Annotated in this window: 6 protein-coding genes; all 6 read left to right on the forward strand. The window is 48.9% G+C overall.

Annotation, left to right across the window (positions count from 1 at the left end):
- The first annotated feature begins 2 nt into the window (after positions 1 to 2).
- Positions 3 to 1,463: a class I adenylate-forming enzyme family protein gene (locus OIU26_RS23870; protein ID WP_264218237.1), complete on the forward strand. Its 1,461-nt coding sequence runs from the start codon at positions 3 to 5 to the stop codon at positions 1,461 to 1,463.
- Between the two features lie 44 nt (positions 1,464 to 1,507).
- On the forward strand, positions 1,508 to 2,731 hold the full coding sequence (locus OIU26_RS23875; protein ID WP_264218238.1) for an aldehyde dehydrogenase family protein: 1,224 nt from the start codon (positions 1,508 to 1,510) through the stop codon (positions 2,729 to 2,731).
- Positions 2,728 to 4,428, forward strand: coding sequence for a thiamine pyrophosphate-binding protein (locus tag OIU26_RS23880; protein WP_264218239.1), 1,701 nt, complete (start codon positions 2,728 to 2,730; stop codon positions 4,426 to 4,428). Before OIU26_RS23875 ends, OIU26_RS23880 begins: the two co-directional genes overlap by 4 nt.
- Positions 4,429 to 4,448: 20 nt before the next feature.
- Positions 4,449 to 5,693: a beta-ketoacyl-ACP synthase II gene (gene fabF, locus OIU26_RS23885; RefSeq protein WP_013368717.1), complete on the forward strand. Its 1,245-nt coding sequence runs from the start codon at positions 4,449 to 4,451 to the stop codon at positions 5,691 to 5,693.
- Positions 5,694 to 5,697: 4 nt separating this feature from the next.
- The gene (locus OIU26_RS23890; protein ID WP_264218240.1) at positions 5,698 to 6,105 is read left to right on the forward strand and encodes a 3-hydroxyacyl-ACP dehydratase FabZ family protein; all 408 of its coding nucleotides are present in this window, start codon (positions 5,698 to 5,700) and stop codon (positions 6,103 to 6,105) included.
- Between the two features lie 94 nt (positions 6,106 to 6,199).
- The gene (locus OIU26_RS23895) at positions 6,200 to 17,335 is read left to right on the forward strand and encodes a non-ribosomal peptide synthetase (protein ID WP_264218241.1); all 11,136 of its coding nucleotides are present in this window, start codon (positions 6,200 to 6,202) and stop codon (positions 17,333 to 17,335) included.
- Position 17,336 lies beyond the last annotated feature (1 nt).

Here is a 17,336-nt window from a genome sequence, read left to right on the forward strand (position 1 = left end):
TTGTGCTTATTACGCATACGGATTGCCGTATTATCTCACCTGAAGGAATTATGAGCAGGGAGCGTCTGGAACGGGACGTGGCGATCTTCTCACGGATGTTGACTCTCAGAGGAATTCCTGAAGATGGTAGAGTGATTCTAAAAGCGGCCAATTCCTATTGGTTTGTTGTATCTCTGTTCTCCCTGTGTCATCTGGCAGTCTCGGTAACTGTGGTGGACGAGCAGACTGTAATTGATGAGGTGGCCCAAATCTATGATGAAGCAGGTGCCTGTTGCATCCTGACGGATTCCGATTTAGAACTTCCTCATGCTCTCGTTATTCTGATTCAAGATCTCATTCAAGAAGAAGCAGTACATCCGTATTGGGTGGGAGAGCCAAAGTCCGAAGCCCTCGACTTTAACAAGTGGTGCGAGAGATCTGATGCGCTCATTCTGTATTCTTCAGGTACGACGGGAAAACCCAAGGGAATCGTGAAAGCTGGTTCAGCTTTTATGGAGAATATCAGGCATTCTATACACGCTATGAACTACATACCGTCTGACCATATGCTCCCCGTGGTGCCTTTCTCTCATTTTTATGGAGTTTCACTTATCTTCTCCTGGTGGTTAACCTCATGTTCTCTCATCATCTGCAATCCAAAAAACCTCTGGAGCGTCATTGCAAGTATTACGAAAGACCGGGCGACGGTCGTAGACGCTAACCCCTCTGCTTTTTACACCTTGTTGCGTATGCTAAGCCGAAAACCCGAACAGCTGGAATTGATCAAGCAATCTCCAGTCCGCATGTGGTGCGTAGGCGGTTCTCCACTTACCCAAGACCTCGAAGAGAAATTTAACAACATATTTGGACAGCCCCTGCTGAATGGTTATGGCCTTTCTGAACTGGGCAACGTTACGCTGGGGACGCTGGATTGTCCGAAGGGTTGTGGCAAACCATTACCCGGTGTGGATTTGAAAATACTTGATTCTACAGGCAACCAGCAGGCAGACGGTATCGTAGGCGAAGTGTGGATACGAAGTGACGGATGTATGGAAGGTTATCTGAATCGTCCAGACCTGACACAATCTGTTCTACAGGATGGCTGGTTCAAGACGGGAGATCTAGGCTATCTGGATGACGGAATGCTGTATGTTATTGGTCGCAGCGGTAAGACGGTCAATCGGATGGGCTACATGGTCTCTCCAGTCTATATCGAAGACCGAATTGGTTCGCTAGGTTACCGATCCTGCGTGATTACTTTGGAGGATGAGGCAAAAGGGACTTTGCTTGTTGCATTCATCGAAAGTGAATCCCCACAGGTCTTACCTGTGCTCCGCAAAGAGATGAATCGGGTGCTCCCTTCTTACATGTTTCCCGATCTTTTGCTTCCACTCGATCATTTTCCTTTAAATCGCAATGGAAAAGTAGATCGTCTGGAGATGGAGCGAACTGCTCTAGAGAAAGCTGCTTCTCGCAAAGCATAACAAAATATTTATCAAAATCGCATATAGGAAAGGGAGAATGTGCCATGAGTATAAATCCAGAACTGGCAGAAAACACGCTGTTTTTGAAAAGGCATGAATCTATTCTGAAATGCCTCAATTATTTGATTGAAAATCGGCAAGAAGTGATGGATATTCTCACGCAGTTTTCATCCTATCGGGCCGCCAATGCAGAAATTGACTCCACGATCCTCACACTTCAAGGTGCATTGCAAGAAGTGCAGACCCATCAGCCAAGCTGGCAACGATCTATGGCTGTATTCATGCCCTCCAACGTCATTTTGTACTCTTATGCATTATACCTCTTGATTCCATCCCTGTACGTTGAAAATATAGACTTTCGCCCTTCTTCTCACGTAAACGAGTACGTCAATATGCTGCATGAAAAGCTCCAGGCTGTACATGAATTACCCATCTATATTCGTAAAGTTAGCCAGAAGGTGTTCATGGAAAACTCCGTGATGCCGGCTGATATTGTGGTGTTTACCGGAAGCTACACCAATGCGGAGAAGATCAAAAAGCAGATCCGCAAAGATCAGCTCTACATTTTTTATGGGCAAGGGATCAATCCTTTCATCATTGGACCAGATGCCGATCTGGAGCTGGCGGTTACTGATGTGATCCGCATGAGATTGTTCAACTCCGGACAGGACTGCCTGGGACCTGACATCATCTTGGTACATCAAGAGGTGAGTGAGCCATTCAAAAACTTGCTGATTCAACGGCTTGACAAACTCGTATTTGGAGCCAACAATGACCCGAATGCGAACTACTCCCCTATATTCTATAAAGACACGCTATATTCGGTTTCTGAATATTTTAATACAAACGATAAGTTTATTATTTATGGCGGCGGCATTGATTTCCGTACGAAAAAGATGGAGCCAACGGTTGTATATAGCGAATTGGATCAGAACTTGGAGATTATTGAGTATTTTTCACCAGTGTTCAATGTAGTTAGCTACCAAGACGACGAGCAATTGGTCAAGCGCATTTCCTCCAGTTATTTCAGCGAACGGGCAATGGGTTGCAGCTTATACGGGTCGGAGCATCTGACTGATGTTCTACGAAAGAAGCACACATTGACCATTAATCAAACACTTGAGGATGTGGATCAAGGCAATAAGCCTTTTGGTGGCTATGGCACGATGTCGAACTATATTTTTTATGATTATAAGCTCGTTTCGAAGCCGATCTTGATCTCGGAAATTGTCGCAGAATATTTGTCAGAAAAGAGGAGTTTGGTATGACCGCAAGTATATCCCCCTGGGATGCCATCATTGGCTACTTACAGTCGGCTGGGGTTCAGCACCTCTTTGGATTACCAAGTGACGATCTCAATATCGTAGCGTCACTCCCCTCATCCGGTATGGATTTTATTCTCTGCAAAGATCAGCGTAATGCTGTATTTATGTCCGCAGGCTATGCGCTCACAACTAACCAGATGTCCGTGTGTGTTGTGGGGAAAGGCCCTGCGCTTAGTAATACACTTACGGGGCTGCTGGAAGCCAAGAACCTGGGTGCCCCGCTACTGCTTTTGGCGCTTGGCACCGGAGGAGACAAGCTGGGTACCCGATCCTTTCAGGAAGCCGATCAAATCTCACTCGTGAAGCCACTCGTAAAATGGGCTTACCGTGTCGAGCATGTGGATCGGCTTGTATGGGCAATGGAGCGGGCTGCCTTTTTGGCTATCAATGGAGCACCGGGACCTGTCTATATCGAACTACCCGAAAACCTGATGGACCAGCCTGTGCCAACCGAGCTTCAGTTTGCCCCGCCAGAAAAGCTGTCGTGCTCTCCATCACTTCGGGAGTTGGATGCTGCATGGAGCATTATTGAGACAGCCCGCAGGCCTCTCATTCTAGTCGGGGGTGGAATGAAGTCAGGAACAGGTGATGTCATTGAGCGGTTCGCCAGCCAACATGGAGCAGCCTTGTTCGCGACTGCCTCGGGAAGAAGCGTAATTAATGAAGATCATGCGCTTTTCTGTGGTGTTGCTGGGCTTTATACCGATCTGAGTCTGAGGCAAATCTGGAATGAATCTGATGTAGTTATTACACTGGGCAGCCGATTGGAAGAAACGGCTACGTTCGAGTGGGATATTTTGCTGCAGGATACGTCTTTGATTCAAGTCAATGTAGAGCTGGAGGATTTCGCTCACGAATTCAGGGGCATTAAGTTGCTTGGTGACGGATATGCGGCAGTGGAGCAATGGCTTGAACGACGCGGGCAAGAGCCTGATGAAGCATGGCTTGAAACGATCGGAAGATGCAAACAGAAGGCTTTTTCTCAGAGGGCTAATTATCTGGAAGAGCTGAAAAGGGCCCCCGGCATCCACGTTCCAGAGCTGTTGGACATGATTCAGGCAGAGTTCCCTGAAGACCTGGTGCTTTTACAAGAGAACGGATTGCAGGATATGTGGTCTTACTTTTATCCATATTTCCGTTTTGCCTCAGGCTCACTTTCGATTGTTCCCAGTGATCAAACGAGTCTCGGTTTCGGTGCGGCCGCTGCTCTGGGGGCAAGTGTGGCGACAGAACGCCTGGTAGTAGCGCTTGTAGGTGACGGTGCATTCAATCTATTTTGTTCAGATTTTATGACGGCGGTACAGTATCAAATACCAGTAATTTATCTTGTACTTAATAATGGCGGCTACGGTTGGCTGCAAAATCAGATGAATTATAAGCATATCTCAGGACAGGACTTCCCATTTGTTTCGGAGGAGGTCAAAACAGGTATCCAAATTCCCCAGTATGAGTTTGTCGAAAGTCTGGCGATCCGGAGCAAGGGGGAGGCTCGGGAACAGCTTCAGCTTGCTTGGCAAAAGTACAAGGAGAACAAGCTTGTGGTCGTCGAGGTATTTGCTGATCTTGCAGATGTGCATGAGAAAATTAGTCATGTATATGGCGACTTTCCTCTCTACGAGCAACAGGCTTCCAAGAATTAATTTCAGCGAAGGACGTGGGTATGGTGAGAAGACGTGTTGTAGTGACAGGACAGGGAGTCGTAACGCCGGTCGGGCTTCATCTTACAGATTTCTGGAATTCACTGCTGGAAGGAAAAAGTGGAATCGGACCTGTCACTGTTTTCGATACAGCAAATATACCAACAAAAATTGGTGCGCAGGTTACGGGCTTTGACCCGTTGGAGTATATGAGCAAAAAGGAAGCGCAAAAGGTTGCACAGTTCACTCAATTTGCCTTGGCGGCTGCCCGCCAGGCAGTCGAGCAATCGAAGTTAGTCATTGATGAACGGAATGCAGGCCGTGTGGGTGTTATCGTCGGTTCTGGGGCAGGCGGTCTCGATGTCATAGAGGAGAACTACCGGAAATTAACAGAGCTTGGTCCCAAAAGGGTTTCTCCTTATTTTGTTTCCTCGATGATGATTAATTCTGCGCCTGGCGAAATCTCTATTGCTATTGGAGCTAAGGGACCTTCGTTTGCCGTGGTTACAGCTTGTGCTACAGGAAGCAATGCCATCGGTGAAGCATTACGTACGATCCAGTATGGCACGGCTGATGTCGTAGTAGCTGGAGGAGCAGAGGCCAACTTTAGTCAGCTTGATTTGGCATCTTTTGCGAATATTCACGCTCTCTCCAGACGTAATGAAGAGCCACAGAAGGCCAGTCGCCCGTTTGATACGGATCGCGATGGCTTTGTCATCGGTGGAGGAGCAGGGGTTCTAGTGTTGGAGGAGTTGGAACATGCCTTGAACCGGGGGGCCACCATTTTGGCTGAAGTGGCGGGTTACGGATGCACAACAGATGCATATCATATCACGGCTCCAGATCCCTCGGGCTCCGGCCCGGCAGAAGCGATTAATATAGCACTGCAAGATGGGGGCTTGACACCGCAGGAGATTGACTATGTCAATGCCCACGGTACGAGTACGCCGTTTAATGACCGAATGGAGATTAACGCTATTCAAAAAGTATTTGGAGAGCATGCTCCCCGTTTGGCGATATCGTCTATTAAATCCATGACAGGCCATTTAATGGGCGGTGCAGGGGCAGTCGAATTAATTGCAACGGTACAGAGTATGATCCACAGCAAAGTACCACCGACACTCAATTGCGACAATCCCGAAGCCCCTGAACTGAATTTTGTACCGCATGTATATCAGGAACGTGAAGTCCGTGCGGCGATTAGTAACTCTTTTGGCTTTGGAGGGCACAACGTCTGTCTTGCCGTTCGTAAGTGGGAGGGGGTATAAGCCTGTGAGCGAAGAACTAATCCGTATTGAGGATGTGCTTCCGCACAGGTACCCATTTCTTCTGCTCGATGGCGTGACCGGGTACGAAACGTCGCAATGGGCGAAGGGGTACAAGCTTGTTACCCGGAGTGAGTGGTTTATTACAGAGGCTAATCCATACATGCCTCCTATGCTGATCGTAGAGTCGCTCGCACAATTAGCGGCATTTGCTGCGATTGACAAGAGGGGTATTTCATATCTGACCAACCTCAATGGCGTTCGTTTCCATAGCTTCGCGAAGCCTGGGGACCGAATTGACCTCTATTTTGAAGTGGTCAAGCGTCGGCGTGGTTATACTCTCGGAAGTGGTCGGGCTACCGTAGGCGATCGACTGGTGGCTGAGGCGGAGGAAATTGTTTCACTTGATCAATGACGGAGTGGAAGCGCGCGTTAAACTGTCTTTTTGTCCTCCTGACTGCCAAGGTGCAGCGGGAGGATTTCACATCACGGAAATAGGAGTGAATGAGATGAATGACATGCAGTTATATGATTTAACGAATGCGCAAAAGCGTATATGGTATACCGAATTACTCTATCCGGATACATCTGTGTCACAGCTATCCGGTACAGCCAAGATGAAGGGTCATATGCATATCGCTGCCTTCATGCAGTCCATCAATTTGATTATCAAACAATATGATGCGTTCCGCATTCGTATTACCTCAGTGGATGGAGTACCTAAGCAGTATGTCGTTCCTTATGAGGAGAGACAGTTGGAGTGTCTGGATCTTACCCACATCGAAAGCATTTCCGAGGTCGAAGCCTTGCTTGAGCAGCACAAAAGTAAACCTTTGCCATTATTGGACTCTGAACTCTTCCAGTTTTTAATTGTAAAGATTAGTGAGGAAGAATATTGGATTAATATCAAAATGCACCATATCATTTCTGACGGGATTTCTATGGTGGTCTATGGCAATCAACTGATAGCCTTTTATATGGATTTAATTCAAGGAAATGAACCTAAGCTGAGCGATGATTGCTCTTATATTGAATATATTGCAGATGAGAACGCATATGAGCTTTCTGATAGATACCAGAAGGATAAAGCGTACTGGCTGGACAAATTTTCTGATTTGCCTGAACTGACAGGTTGGAAATCATATAATCCGTTATCGCTAAGTACCCAAGCTGTTCGGGAGCATTTTACTGTGCCAGAGGCGCTATATCGCGAGCTACAGGCATTTTGCCAGCAAAACAGGATTTCTCTGTTCCAATTCTTCATGGGTGCGATGTATATCTACATACACAAAGTGACGAATCAGCCGGATGTGGTGATCGGCACCTCGTTTGCTAACCGGGGGAACAAGAAAGAGAAGCAAAAGATCGGTATGTTTGTCAGCACGGCCGCAGCCAGAACATACGTTGACAAGGATGTAGAAGTGTTGAGTTTCCTGCAGGATGTAGCCAGGGACCAAATGTCAGTCTTGCGACATCAGAAATATCCGTACAATCAGTTAATTCAGGATCTTAGAGAAATGCACGGCAACAAGGATATTCAGCGGCTTTTTGGTGTTTCCATGGAATACCGCCTTATCAACTGGGTTGATTTGGATGACGTGCGCATTTTGACGGATTATGATTTTTGCGGCGATGAAGTGAATGATTTTGTGCTTCATATCGTGGAGATCTTGGATGAAGGCGAGCTGGTACTGGATGTCGATTATCGGACGAAGCTGTTTGAACGCAGTGAAGTAACGGACATGGTGTCCCAGCTGCTTACGATCGCCGAGCAAATCATTCATACACCGCAGCTTACCATCGCAGAGGTAAACCTCTTGGGAGAAGCAGAGGAGCAATCCATTCTGGCTCTTTCGGAAGGTGATGTAGTGGATTACCCGCGTGAGAAAACGATTCATGGCTTATTCGAGGAACAAGCCGCGCGCACGCCGGACCATGTAGCTGTTCAGATGGGCGAGCAGAGCATTACATACCTAGCTCTAAACGAGCAGGCTAACCAGCTTGCGAGATATTTACGCACTGAAGGCGTGGGTGCAGATGTACTCGTGGGGATTATGGCTGATCGTTCCCTAGAGATGGTCATCGGCATGTTGGCGGTTTTGAAGGCAGGAGGGGCCTATGTGCCAATTGATCCTGACTATCCTGAAGAACGTATTCGTTACATGCTAGAGGATTCAGGAGTCCGCTTATTGCTCACCCAAAGCCATCTATGGGAGAGTACCACGTTTGACGGGAAGCTTGTGAGTTTGGACGAAGCCGCAACGTATACAGGAGATGCTTCCAATCTGGAGAGCATTTCGGGACCAAGTCATTTGGCCTATGTTATCTACACATCGGGTACAACTGGCAAGCCAAAGGGAACGCTGATCGAGCATAAAAATGTAGTTCGTCTGCTCTTTAATGATAACAATTTATTTGATTTCAGTTCCCAGGATACATGGACGCTATTCCATTCGTTCTGCTTTGATTTCTCTGTATGGGAGATGTATGGAGCGCTTCTTTACGGAGGGAAACTGGTAATTGTCCCATCCCTTACAGCCAAGAGCCCGGCAGCTTTCCTGGAGCTGTTGAAAGACAATCAAGTCACTATTTTGAACCAGACGCCGACCTATTTTTATCAGGTGATACAGGAAGAATTAGCGCACTCATCCACAGAGCTTAGCCTTAGAAAAATTATTTTTGGCGGAGAGGCCTTGAGCCCATCTCTTCTGAAAAACTGGCGGGCAAAGTATCCTGCTGTGCAATTGATTAACATGTACGGAATTACAGAAACAACGGTTCATGTCACCTACAAGGAAATCACAGAACATGAGATTGAAGCAGGCAAAAGCAATATTGGTAGAACCATTCCAACGCTTAGCGCTTATATCTTTGATGAGCATAGACGCCTGCAGCCTGTCGGGGTTCCGGGGGAGCTATACATTGCGGGGGACGGTCTGGCCCGTGGGTATTTGAACCGACCAGATTTGACGGCTGAAAAATTTGTAGAACATCCGTATCGGGCGGGTGAACGCTTGTATCGAACCGGGGACCTGGCTCGCTGGTTGCCTGACGGCAATATTGAATATTTGGGCCGGATCGACCATCAGGTCAAAATTCGCGGCTACCGAATTGAGCTGGGCGAGGTCGAAGCCCAAATTCTTAAGGCTCCGAACGTACGGGAAACAATTGTCCTCGCGCGAGACGACGAACAGGGACAAAAATTGCTGTGCGCCTACTATGTAGCCTCCAGCGATCTTTCGCCAGGGGAATTGCGGTCTCAGCTGGCAACGGAATTACCAGCTTACATGATTCCCACTTATTTTGTCCGGCTGAAGCAAATGCCGCTTACACCTAACGGCAAGCTGGATCGCCGTGCGTTGCCGGCTCCTGAGGGCAGCGTGCAATCTGGCGAGGATTATCTGGCTCCAAGAACGGCAGTGGAAGCACAGCTGGTGCTCATCTGGCAGGATATCCTGGGAGTTGCCCGCGTGGGCGTCCGCGATAATTTCTTTGAGATCGGTGGTCATTCTCTACGGGCAACATTGCTCGTTACGCGAATTCGCAAAGAGCTGGGATGCAGCATTTCGCTGCGTGAAGTATTCCAGTCGCCTACGGTTGAATCTCTGGCGCGACTGGTGAAAGAACGCATTCCAACCGTGTACGAGTCTATTCCACAGGCTGAGAAAAGCGAAGCATACCCAGTGTCCTCAGCGCAAAAGCGGTTATACGTGCTGAGACAGATGGACGGGGGAGAGCTCAGCTACAATATGCCGGGGGCCTTCACCGTGGACGGACCGTTGGATCGCGTGCGGCTGGAGTCTGCGTTCAAAGCACTGATCCAGCGTCATGAATCGCTGAGAACCGGCTTTTATATGCAGGATGGAGAGCTTGTTCAACGTGTGCATAAGAATGTTCCGTTTGCGTTGGACTACACCGAGGCGTCGGTGGAGGAAACGGATACGCTCATTCACAGCTTTACCCGTGCCTTTGATCTGAGTCAGGCTCCATTATTGCGTGTTGGCTTAGTGAAGCTGCAGGAGGAGCGTCATCTGTTGCTGTTTGATATGCATCATATCATTTCAGATGGTGTTTCCATTCAAATACTGGTGGAGGAACTCACGCAATTGTATCAAGGAGAACACCTACCAGAACTGCATATTCAATATAAGGATTATGCGGTATGGCAACGGGAACAGTCTGAGAGAGAGTGGCAAGACCTCGAAGCGTATTGGCTGCAAGCCTTTGAAGGAGAGTTGCCGGTATTGGAGTTGCCTACCGACTTTCAGCGCCCTTCGGTTCGGAGTTTCGAGGGAAGCCGAATTGATTTTACATTGGACGAGTCTGGCAATAAGGCGATACAAGAGCTTGCATCCCGTACTGGCACTACACTGTATATGGTATTGCTGGCCGCTTATTCGGTGCTGCTGCACAAATATACGGGGCAGAAGGACATCGTCGTAGGATCTCCAGTAGCCGGCAGACCACGGGCGGAGCTTGAGGGCATCATTGGGATGTTTGTCAATACACTGGCCTTGCGCAGTTACCCGGCAGGAGAGAAAACCTTTCAGGATTATCTTCTGGAAGTCAAGGAAACGGCACTCAAGGCGTTCGAGCATCAGGATTATCCTTTTGAAAAATTGGTCGAAAAACTGGGCGTAGGACGTGATGTCAGTCGCAATCCGCTCTTTGACACCCTGTTGGTATTACAAAATACCGAGCAGGAAGAGCAGGACATGGATGGAGTGCACTTTACTCCTTACCCAATGGACACCGTCACAGCCAAGTTTGATTTGTCCCTTAATGTAGAGGAGAAGGGTGCTGAACTAGCCTTTGGCCTTGAGTATAGTACGGCTTTGTATCGGCGGGAAACTGTAGAGCGATTGGCAACGCACTTGCTTCGGGTTCTGCATGCAGTCGCGGCTAATCCTCAGTTGCAACTGGCCGAGATTGAGATGATCACACCAGAGGAGAAAGTACAGATCATTGAAGTATTCAACGCGACAGCTACTCCTTATCCAAGGGATAAGACTATTCATGAGTTGTTCGCTGAACAAGTCAAGCGTACGCCGGAGCAGACGGCACTGGTATTCGGCGATGTCCGATTAACGTACCTTGAATTGGAAGATAAGGCACGCCGATTGGCCCAAACACTGCGTCGTTTGGGGACACTAAGGGAGCAACCAGTGGCTATTATGGGCGGACGGGGTATCGAGATGGTGGTTGGTATGCTCGCAGTGCTTCAGGCTGGTGGAGCCTATGTGCCGATCGATCCTGATTACCCGGAAGATCGGGTTCGTTATATGCTCGAAGATTCCGATGCCAATCTACTACTGGTACAAAAGGGCGAGCTTATAAATGTAGACTACGGTCTACCGATTGTTGACCTCAGCAGTGCAGAGGCTTATGCGTCTGAGCCTGTCCAAGCTGAGGAGGTAGTTCAGGGACCACAGGGACTCGCTTATGTTATCTATACATCGGGTACGACAGGTAGACCGAAGGGCGTTATGGTTGAACACCGGAACGTGGTCCGTCTGGTCAAAGAAACCAACTATGTGGAGCTAAACGAATCCACGCGAATTTTGCAGACAGGAGCCGTGGCCTTCGATGCCTCGACCTTTGAGATATGGGGGGCGTTGCTTAACGGCGGACAGCTTTATTTCGTGGAGAACGACGATATCCTGATTGCCGATCGGCTCAAAGCAGCTATTGCCAAGTACGGGATTACAACCATGTGGCTTACTTCACCGCTTTTTAATCAGCTTTCACTGCAGGATGAGTACCTGTTCAGAGGACTGAAAGCATTGCTGGTAGGTGGTGACGTACTGTCCATATCTCATATAAACCGTGTCATCGAGGCTAATCCTGATCTTGTCCCTATCAATGGCTATGGTCCGACAGAAAATACGACCTTCTCCACCACCTACAAGATTCCGGGTCGTGTTGAAGGGGGCGTGCCGATTGGTCGCCCGATTAGTAACTCGACCGCTTATGTAGTGAATGAATCGCTGCAATTACAGCCCATTGGTGCTTGGGGCGAGTTGATTGTCGGCGGTGAAGGTGTAGCGCGCGGATATCTCAATCGTCCTGACCTCACAGCAGAAAAATTTGTCCCTAGTCCTGTTAAGGAAGGGGAACGCTGCTACCGAACTGGAGATTTGGTTCGCTGGCTTCCAGATGGGAACCTGGAGTTTAAGGGAAGAATTGATGAGCAGGTCAAAATACGCGGTTACCGTATCGAACTCCCCGAAATCGAGGCTCAATTAGCCAAGGTGGAGTCAGTAGTTGAAGCCGTAGTCGTCGTTCGTGCAGATGAGCTTGGAGAGAAGCAGCTTTGCGCTTATTATGTGGCGGACCGTGCGCTCACGGCAGGCGAAGTACGCCTTGCCCTATCGCAGGTACTTCCGGGCTATATGATGCCATCCTACTTTATCCAGATGGATCGTATGCCATTAACATCAAACGGAAAAGTAGACCGCAGATCTCTGCCAGCTCCGCAAGTAGGTGCGCATACAGGACGGAAGTATACAGCTCCTCGTACACCGGCTGAAGAAGCTTTGGCGTCTGTCTGGCAAGGGGTGCTGGGTGCTGAACAGGTGGGGATCCATGACAATTTCTTTGAATTGGGCGGAGATTCCATCAAGGCCATTCAGGTGTCGTCACGGTTACTGCAGGCTGGCTATCGGTTAGAGATGAAGCAACTGTTCAAATCCCCAACCATTGCCGAGCTAGGTGCAGAAATACAAATGGCTGTGCATATGGCTGAACAGGGAGTTGTGCGTGGAGCGACTCGCTTGACTCCAGTCCAGCAGTGGTTCTTTGGGCGGAATCAAGCAGAGCCTCATCACTTTAATCAAGCGGTCATGCTGTATCGTGAACAGGGATTTGAGGAAAAGGCTTTGCATCATGTGCTGAGAAAATTGGCCGAGCACCATGACGCCCTTCGTATGGTTTTCCGTCAGACCGAGCATGGCTACGAGGCTTGGAACCGTGATCTTGAAGAAGGAGAGCTGTATAGTCTGTTCACTGCTGATTTACGGAACGAATCCAATCCAGTTGCAGCCATTACAACGCTGTCGGACGACATCCAGCGCAGCATCAATCTGGCAGAAGGTCCGCTGATGAAGTTAGGGCTTTTCCATTGTCAGGATGGAGACCACCTGCTGATTGTGATCCACCATTTGGTGGTGGACGGAGTATCCTGGCGGATTTTGTTTGAGGATATCGCAGCAGGCTATGAGCAGGTGATTCAAGGACAAGCACTGACATTCCCGCAGAAGACGGATTCCTTCCGTGACTGGGGAGATGCCCTTGCCCGTTATTCGGAAAGCCCAGAAATCGAGATTCATCGGGCGTATTGGAGAGAACTGGGGGATCAGCCGCTCGAGCAGTTGCCGAAGGATGAGGCTGTGGAAAGCCTTTTACTGAAGGATAGCGAAATGGTGACCGCCCAATGGACTGTGGAAGAAACCGATCAACTGTTGAGAAAAGCCCATCGTGCTTACCAAACGGAAACGAACGATCTGCTATTGGCCGCTCTGGGCATGGCGGTATCTAAGTGGTCTGGCATTGGCAAGATTGCTGTGAATCTGGAAGGGCATGGTCGTGAACCGATTGTGCCGAATATCGATATTACCCGTACTGTCGGCTGGTTTACAAGTCAGTACCCAGTCATTTTAGACTTGGGAAATAATACTGAATTGTCAGCCTTGATCAAGTCTGTGAAAGAGGGGCTACGCCGTATTCCGAATAAAGGTATCGGGTATGGGTTGCTCAAAACGATGGCCAGTCAGGAGGACGCAGACAGTTTCAACTTGCAGCCTGAGATTTCTTTTAACTATCTGGGGCAGTTTGATCAGGATTTGCAAGGAAGCTCGTTGCAGGTTTCTCCTTATCCAACCGGAAGCGCGCAAAGCTTGCTGGGAGAGTCAGCCTATACGCTAGATATCAATGGTATGGTGACAGACGGAGCCTTGACTCTGACGATGAGTTATAACGGAAAACAGTATAAGTTATCCACAATGAAACAGCTCGCTGGATATATCGAAGAAAGCCTACGGCTGCTGCTTCAGCATTGTGTAACCCAGGAAAGAACTGTATTGACGCCAAGTGACGTGCTTGCCAAGGGACTGAGTATTGCTGATCTGGAGGAGCTTTCTAAGCAGACCAATCACATAGGCGATATTGAGAATGTATACAGTCTGACGCCGATGCAGAAGGGCATGCTGTTTCATGATATGTTCGAGCCGCATACAGGGGCTTATTTTGAACAGGCCGCCTTTGACTTTAAGGGTAGCTTTGATCCGACCGCTTTTGGACACAGTCTGGATGCAGTGGTGGAGCGCCATGCTATCCTGCGTACGAACTTCTACAGCGGATGGGGCGGTGAGCCTTTACAGGTTGTATTCCGGCATAGAGGCGCCAAATTGGTGTATGAAGACCTGCGTGAGATGAATGCATCGCAGCGTGAAGCTTACCTGAAGACATTTGCCGCTAAGGATAAAGCGCAGGGCTTCAACCTGGCTGAAGATGAGCTTCTGCGTGTATCGATTCTACACACAGATGAAGAGAACTTCCGTCTCATATGGAGCTTTCACCACATCGTTATGGATGGATGGTGTGTTCCATTAATTACACAGGAGGTGTTTGAACACTATTTTGCCCTCCTGGAAGGAAGAGAGCCTCACCTGGCAGAGGTTCAGCCGTATAGCCGGTATATTGAATGGCTCGAACAGCAGGATGAAGCAGCTGCGGCCGACTATTGGAGCCGATATCTGGCCGGTTATGAACAACAGACGCTTTTACCTCAAGTCGATGGAGCAGCTAAAGGAGAAGGCTATGTAGCAGAGAAGCTGAATTATCCTGTCAGCAGGGAATTGACTGAACGCCTGGAAAAGGTGGCCAGAGATGCTCATGTCACGATGAATATATTGCTGCAGTCTATCTGGGGCGTTGCGCTTCAACGCTATAACGGTAGTCGGGATGTTGTATACGGAAGTGTAGTATCAGGCAGACCAGCTGAAATCCCAGGTATTGACCGGATGATCGGTTTGTTCATTAATACCATTCCAGTTCGTGTGAAGACGGAAGAAAATCTCCCCTTCACAGTCCTGATGAAGCAACAGCAGGAGCAGTATATGGCTTCTCATATGTACGATACCTACCCGTTGTTTGAAATTCAGGCTCAGACGGACCAAAAGCAGGATCTCATCTCTCATATTATGGTATTTGAGAACTATCCTGTGGAAGAGGAAGTAGAACGTCTGGGAGGTGGCGAGGCTGCCTTTGAGATTGAGGAAGCGGAGCTTCTTGAACAAACGAATTACGATTTTAACTTAATTGTTCTACCGGGCAAAGAGATGAGATTGTTGTTCCAATATAATGCGCTCGTCTATAATCCAGCCACGATTGAGCAAATCAAGGGCCATTTGTTCCACCTGATGGAACAAATTGTGGAGAATCCTGCAATTTCCGTGGATGCTCTGGAATTGGTTACGCCACAGGAGAGAGAGCAGATTCTGAACGTATGGGGAGACACGGGCGCCAGCTACAAACACCGTACCACGTTTCACGGGCTGTTGGAGGAGCAGGCAGGTCGAACGCCGGACGCCACGGCCATTGTATTTGAGAACGAGGTACTAACCTATGCCGAGCTGAACGCAAAAGCCAATGGATTGGCGAGAAGACTGCGTGCTGAGGGAATCAAGACGGGAGACCTGGTGGGGCTGATTGTTGAACGGTCAACGGATATGATCGTTGGGATGTACGGCATTATGAAAGCCGGGGGCGCCTACGTTCCTATTGATCCAGAGTATCCGAAAGAGCGGATCAACTACATGCTTGAGGATTCGGGGACGAAGATGATTCTTGCACAAGCTCATCTTCTGGAGCATAGAGGCTGGACGGGAAATGTCCTGTTGCTGGATGAACCGTCGACCTATGATGCCGACACTTCGAATTTGAAGGATACGGCCGACCCTGACGATTTGGCTTACGTGATCTATACCTCAGGCACGACAGGTCGGCCTAAGGGCGTATTAGTGGAACACCGGGGACTACAAAATCTGTCGGACGTATACCGCGGACTCTTCGAAGTTACACCGCAGGATCGGATTGTTCAGTTTGCAAGCCTGTCGTTCGATGCATCGGTTTCGGAAATTTTAACGACATTGAGCCACGGAGCTACTCTGTGTATTCCTTCTACACAAGAGATTTTGGATCATGCTCTGTTCGAGCAGTTCATGAACGATAAGGGGATTACGGTAGCGACTTTGCCACCAGCCTACGCTATCCATCTCGAGCCAGAGCGTCTGCCGACCCTGCGATGCCTGCTAACAGCTGGGTCAGCCACATCGGTCGAATTGATCGAAAAGTGGAGAAAGCATGTACAATACTTCAATGCCTATGGACCAACTGAGGACTCGGTATGCACTACCATATGGAATGCCCAGAACAGTAAAGAAACCGTAGGAATCGTATCCATTGGACAACCAATTGCCAACCATCGTGTGTATATCTTGGATGGCCATTTCAGATTGCTGCCTGTCGGCGTAGCTGGAGAACTGTGCATTTCGGGTATCGGGTTAGCACGGGGGTACCATAACCGCCCTGAGTTAATGGATGAGAAATTTGTGGACAATCCGTATGCTCCAGGAGAGCGTATGTATCGGACAGGCGACCTGGTTCGCTGGTTACCGAATGGAACCATTGAGTACTTGGGTCGAATAGATCATCAAGTCAAAATTCGTGGCTATCGGATCGAGCTGGGCGAGGTCGAAGCATACATGCTCAGGGTGCCGTCCGTACAGGAAGTCGTGGCCTTGGCTGTGGAGGGCGATGATGGCTACAAGGATCTAGTCGCTTACTTCGTAGCTGCTCAGAAGCTTGAGGTATCCGAGCTCCGGGCAGTTCTGTCGGAGATGTTGCCTGGATTTATGATCCCTTCTCGCTTCATACAACTGGAGGACATGCCTTTAACGTCGAACGGAAAAATAGATCGAAAAGCGCTGCAAGGCGAGCGTGGATGGGCAGTGACTTCATCTGAGGCTCCAAAGACACCTGTAGAAATCCAATTAGCCGAAATCTGGCAAGAGGTGCTGGGTGTAGAGCGCGCGGGAGTAAAGGATAATTTCTTCCATTTTGGAGGCCATTCACTGCGTGCAGCTTTGCTAGTCTCACGAATTCGTAAGGAGATGAATCGCGAGATTAGTCTAAGAGAAGTGTTCGAGTCGCCTACCATTGAAGGATTGGCTCGGGCCATTGAAGCCTATACACCGCTGAATTTCGAAGAAATTCATACAGCCGAAGCACGCGAGCACTATCCATTGTCCTCAGCCCAAAAACGGCTGTTTATCCTTAGTCAGCTGGAAGGTGGAGAGCTGAGCTACAATATGCCAGGTATCCTTACGGTTGAGGGAGACCTGGACCGGGAACGGCTAGAGCAGGCATTCCGTCGTCTGATTCGTCGTCATGGTTCGCTGCGCACCCGTTTTGTGACCATTAACGGTGAACCTGTACAGCAAATCCTACCGGATGTTCCGTTTACGGTGGAATATGCGGAGTTGAGCGAGTCAGAGGCAGAAGCTACCCTTCAGCAATTTGTCCGTCCTTTCGATCTTGGTGAAGCTCCATTGCTGCGGGTGGGTCCTGATTCGAATTGCACATGAG

The organism is Paenibacillus sp. BT-177 (assembly GCF_025846815.2).
In the GTDB taxonomy this organism is placed as follows: Bacteria; Bacillota; Bacilli; order Paenibacillales; family Paenibacillaceae; genus Paenibacillus; species Paenibacillus polymyxa_C.

Bases quoted from the DNA above. Each gene is read 5' to 3' on its own strand.
- OIU26_RS23875 (WP_264218238.1), top strand. From the start codon at position 1,508: ATGAGTATAAATCCAGAACTGGCAGAAAACACGCTGTTTTTGAAAAGG.
- OIU26_RS23880 (WP_264218239.1), top strand. From the start codon at position 2,728: ATGACCGCAAGTATATCCCCCTGGGATGCCATCATTGGCTACTTACAG.
- fabF (WP_013368717.1), top strand. From the start codon at position 4,449: ATGGTGAGAAGACGTGTTGTAGTGACAGGACAGGGAGTCGTAACGCCG.
- OIU26_RS23895 (WP_264218241.1), top strand. From the start codon at position 6,200: ATGAATGACATGCAGTTATATGATTTAACGAATGCGCAAAAGCGTATA.